The sequence below is a fragment of the Streptomyces lancefieldiae genome, from assembly GCF_031845825.1.
Classification (GTDB): domain Bacteria; phylum Actinomycetota; class Actinomycetes; order Streptomycetales; family Streptomycetaceae; genus Streptomyces; species Streptomyces lancefieldiae.
In genome coordinates, this window is record NZ_JAVRFH010000152.1 from 1 (window position 1) to 3,544 (window position 3,544).

A 3,544-nucleotide genomic window follows, 5' to 3' on the forward strand; every position below is an offset into this window, starting at 1 on the left:
ATCTATCGGGGTGGGTGGAGGCTGCTCAGGAACGCGTCCCGGCGGGCGATCGCCTCCTCGCGTTCCTGGTGCGCCTGCGTCAGGCCGCTGTCGCCGGCAAGTGCGTCCGCGCAGGCGATCAGCACATCGGTCCCCAGGCGCCACAACAGGCTGTTCGCGCCGAGTACAGCCGCCGTAAGCGGGTCGATCTCGACGCCGACCCACCGGTACTGCGCAGCGTCGCGACCCTGGTCATGCAGCAGCCGGGCCTGCGCGCGCCACATGGCGCCCGAGCCGGCCGCCGCCTCGCCGATGACCGTGCCCGGCGGAAGATCGTCGGCGAAGTACTCGACCATGTGATTGGTAACGACGTCGGGCGTGTGGAAGGCGCCGCGGCGGCTCTTCTCCCCGCGGTTGCTCAGCGCCTGCAGCAGCCGGCCCAGCAGATCGGTCGCCAGATAGCGCTTCGGATCGGCGCCGTACTCGAGGATGCCGCCCTTGAACAGATGGTGGGTCATCTCGGTCACGGCCTGCGCGGTCTGCTGAGGCGGATCGGCGAGCCACCGCCACAGCAGGCCGGCCCGCTCCACGAGATACGGCTGGCTCTGCCACAGGTGGGCCCACATCTGCCGGAGCACGACGATGAGGTCGTCCGGATCCAGAGCGGCGACGTCGTGGGCGAGTTCCGGGCTCTGCGCATCGGCCAGCGGGAGCAAAGCGAGCGCCGCTGTGGTGCCCAGGGGGACCTCCAGCGACGAGGAGGGCCACAGTGCCGTGATCGTGTCGATCAGGCGCCGGGCGTGCTCCTGGGGATCCTCGGGGAGGAACGCCCGTCGGGCGTGCGCGGACGGAAGCCAGGTCAGGTCACGCGGGCGGGTGGTCATCGTGTTCCTGTTCATGCGGCGCGGGCGGAGAAGAGGGTGTCGAGCTGGCGGAAGGCGTCGTGGGTGGCCTTGGCGAAGGCGGCGACGTCGCGGAGTCGGTCTCGGTGGGCCTGCATCTTCCGCTGGTGCGCGAAGGCCTGCTGGCTCAGGTCGCTGTGGGCCAGGGTGTTGCCCACCGCGACGACCGCCTTGGGGCCCAGGTCCCAGACGACGGTGTTCACCGCTGCTCCGGCGGCCGCGATCGGGTCGAGTTCCTGCATGACCCACTCGTGCTTGTGCGGATCCCCGCCGCGTTCGCGCATGGCCTGCACCATGGAGCGGAACATGCCGCCGGTACCCGCAGCCGGCTCGTTGAACGACTGCCCCCGCCCCGGCTCGGCATCGGCGTCTGATGCGCCGTCATAGAGGAGACGGGCCATCATGTCGGCGACCTCCGGAGGCGTGTGGTACTCACCCAGGCCGCGGCGCGAGCTGTGATGCCGCAGATTGGTGATGGTCCACGACATGAGGTCGATGTCCGAGCGGTAGTACGGATCCTTGTCGCCGGTGTACTGGAGTACGCCCGCGCGCAGTGCGGCCCGGGTGACGGCCGCGACGCCGCGCAGGGCCTGCTCGTCGAGGTCCTCCTCCGTCCAGCGGAAGATCGGTGCGGCCACATCCATGAGCTCGGGGCGCAGCATCCACGTGGCGGCGTACACCTCGGCGTAGCCCTTGGCAAGGACGCGAGGAGGCTGGGCGGCAAAGTAGCGGGAGAGCTGAGCGGCATGGAGCGCGCCCGGGGACTTAATGGGGCACAGGGCCAGGACCGCGACCACGCCCGCTGGAATGTCCATACGGCTACTGCCGCAGCTGCGGTACCAGGCGTCGGCGACGGATTCTCCGAAGTCGGAGCCGCGCCGGCGTGTGATGGGGAAGGGCGGACAGTCGGTGGTGCCGGCGTGCCGGGCGCATCCCGGATCGCTGCAGTCGGCGGTGCCGTCGGGTTGCGCGTGGCCTGCTGGGGCGAGAGCCGCCGGTGCGGGCCGCTGGGCGGAGGCGAGGGCTGCGGTGAGGCGGGAGCCCAGGTCGGATGGTGCCATGGGTGAAGCTGACTTTCGTGCGCTGTGCTGATGGATCGTGCGGCCGGCGCTGCGTTTCAGCGCGGGTCGGCGGGAAGCCGGGTGGCGGGTGCGACCTTCGGCCATACGACGGTGTCGGGTTCCACGTGGGCGCGCTGGCTGCTGAACCGGCGCCGGGCTGCGAGTTCGGCGTCGTCCGCGCGGGCAGCCGTGGTCTCGTACGACGAAAGGCCGCTGGCATACAGCACGTTGTAGAGCGCGTCGTAGGCCGCGGCGTCCTCGTGCGGAGTGCGGTAGACGGCGAGCACGGCCATGCGATGGCCGTGGTCGGCGAAGGCGACCGTCCACGCGTCTGGGGCCGCCGGCGGGTATCCGCCGGCCTGCGCCCCGTCGAGGGCCCGGGCGAACTCCGCCGGGTCGGTGGTGGTGTGCTCTCGCCAGGGCAGGAAGCCGTGGCCCAGGGCGTAGCGGCCTTCGGCGTCGGGCCGGCAGCGTTCGAGGACCTTCGGAGGATCGCCGAGGCCGAGGATCTCGATGGCTTCGCCGGTGAACCGGAGGTTGAGGGCGATCGAGGCGTCCGACCGGAGTTCGGCTGCGATCCGGCCCGTCACCTCGCTGGTGAAGCGGGGCTGGATCATGCCGTCGTGCCGGTGGCCGAGGACTTCGGCCGGATACGGCCCGCAGTCCTTGAGGGTGACGGAGGAGGGGAACCATTCGGCCGGTCGGCCGGGAGGCTGGGTGTGCATGCTGCTGTGTTTCTGCGTCGGAGAAGCGCGCCGGGGGCGCGACTGGCGAGGCGGCGTTCAGATCCGGCAGCTCCAGAGGCGCCGTGGGTACGCGGCCAAGGATCTAGACATTACATCTCTAATTCCAATTGTGCAATCTAGAGAGTGGTGCCGATCCACAGGAACCGGAACGCCGCCTTGAACTGCTCGTGACGGATCAGCGCGTCGGGCATGGCGCGCAGCAACCGGGCCCGGAACTCCGGCCCATGGGATCGACCCCGCGGGCGCGTCCCGTGGACCAGCTCGTGCACCAGGACGTACTCCAGCAGCGCCGGCGGGAGCTGGAAAACCGCCCAGTGCAGAGTCAGCCGGTGAGCGCGCTCCTGGTAGATGGCCCCGTTGCAGCGGCCGAGGTCGCGCACCGCCAACTGCGGGAGCCGGCGCCGGGTCCGCATGCGCGACCAGTGCGCCGGCGCCTCGCCCTCCAGCCAGGCCCGGCCCGCCCGCGCGTACCAGTCGATGACTGGCTGCGCGCCGTGCCTCTCCAGGTCACCGCGGTAGACGACGAGCAGTCCCGTTCCGTCCTCCTGCTGCCGCATGCGGACCGCAACGGGAGTGTCGACCAGGTGCAGTCGGATGGTGCGGCCGAGCCAGAGCAGCTCACAGCCGTCCACCAGGCGCCTGTTCGGGTGCTGGGGCGCCCTCTTGGCCATCTGCCGGGCGTGGGCCTCCAGGCGCGGGGCGTTCTGGCGGACGAACTGCGTGATCTCGGCGGCCGTCGCCGTCGGCAGGCTGCGCACGACACGGCGCCCGTCCGGTCGCGTCGTCACTGCATGCGTGGTACGCCGATGTGACACCACGACGTCGAAGGTGCCGGAGGCGAGGATTCCGTCGGCTT

Annotated in this window: 4 protein-coding genes; all 4 read right to left on the bottom strand. The window is 70.8% G+C overall.

What is annotated here, in order from left to right; translation table 11 throughout:
* Positions 1 to 2: 2 nt before the first annotated feature.
* Entirely contained in the window at positions 3 to 863 is an 861-nt protein-coding gene (locus RM812_RS40970; RefSeq protein ID WP_030589993.1) for an N-6 DNA methylase, read from the bottom strand.
* Positions 864 to 874: 11 nt separating this feature from the next.
* Positions 875 to 1,942, bottom strand: a complete 1,068-nt coding sequence (locus RM812_RS40975; protein ID WP_311585929.1) for an N-6 DNA methylase — start codon at positions 1,940 to 1,942, stop codon at positions 875 to 877.
* Positions 1,943 to 1,998: 56 nt separating this feature from the next.
* On the bottom strand, positions 1,999 to 2,667 hold the full coding sequence (locus RM812_RS40980) for a hypothetical protein (RefSeq protein WP_030590000.1): 669 nt from the start codon (positions 2,665 to 2,667) through the stop codon (positions 1,999 to 2,001).
* A gap of 137 nt (positions 2,668 to 2,804) precedes the next feature.
* A partial coding sequence (locus RM812_RS40985) for a M48 family metallopeptidase (protein ID WP_311585933.1) occupies positions 2,805 to 3,544 on the bottom strand: 740 nt, incomplete at its 5' end.

Bases quoted from the DNA above. Each gene is read 5' to 3' on its own strand.
- RM812_RS40970 (WP_030589993.1), bottom strand. From the start codon at position 863: ATGACCACCCGCCCGCGTGACCTGACCTGGCTTCCGTCCGCGCACGCC.
- RM812_RS40975 (WP_311585929.1), bottom strand. From the start codon at position 1,942: ATGGCACCATCCGACCTGGGCTCCCGCCTCACCGCAGCCCTCGCCTCC.
- RM812_RS40980 (WP_030590000.1), bottom strand. From the start codon at position 2,667: ATGCACACCCAGCCTCCCGGCCGACCGGCCGAATGGTTCCCCTCCTCC.